1 protein-coding gene is annotated in these 669 nt (G+C 64.1%); it reads right to left on the bottom strand.

Features of this window, described 5'->3' with window-relative positions; genetic code table 11:
- A partial coding sequence (locus tag ACYVDE_RS25220) for a LytR/AlgR family response regulator transcription factor (RefSeq protein ID WP_460504260.1) occupies positions 1–369 on the bottom strand: 369 nt, incomplete at its 3' end.
- Positions 370–669 lie beyond the last annotated feature (300 nt).

The following is a 669-nucleotide window of genomic DNA, read 5'->3' as shown; positions in this document are numbered from 1 at the left end:
CGAAGCGGCGGGCAGGCGCTGCCGCAGCTTGGCCAGGGCGGCGGCCAGCTCCTCGGCATCAATGGGCTTGAGCAGGTAGTCGAGGCTGTTCACCTTGAAGGCCTGCAGCGCATACTGGTCGTAAGCGGTGGTGAAGATGACCGGGCAGCGCACCTCCACCTGCTCGAATATCTCGAAGCTGAGCCCATCGGCCAGGTTAATATCGAGAAACAGCACGTCGGGCGTCAGTTCCCGCAGCAGGGCCACGGCCTGCGCCACCGACTCGGCCGTGCCCAGCACGTCGAGCGGCTCGGGCTGGCGGGCCGGCAGGTCGGCCAGGCGACGGGCGGCCAGGGGTTCATCTTCGACAATGAGGCAGCGGAGGGGCATGAGGAATAGCAGTAGCGTAATTGAAGCCCCAAAAGAACGTCATGCTGAGCGTAGTCGAAGCATCTCTACCGCGCAACTAATCCCAACGATTGAATTACTGCTGCGGTAGAGATGCTTCGACTGCGCTCAGCATGACGTGCTGTTTATCTCTACCGCTACAGCACCAGCAGCGGCAGCGTCACCACAAACTCGCCGTTTACTTCGCCGCTCACCAGCGGCTGGCTGGTGAGGAAGGCGTAGCGGGCGGCCAGGTTGGCCAAGCCGCGCCCCGACGACTCTCCCGGCGCGAGGCGACGCGGG

It is taken from the genome of Hymenobacter agri (genome assembly GCF_054778495.1).
The sequence above is the reverse complement of the archived record's forward strand: the minus strand, read 5'-3'. Positions and strand labels throughout refer to the sequence as shown.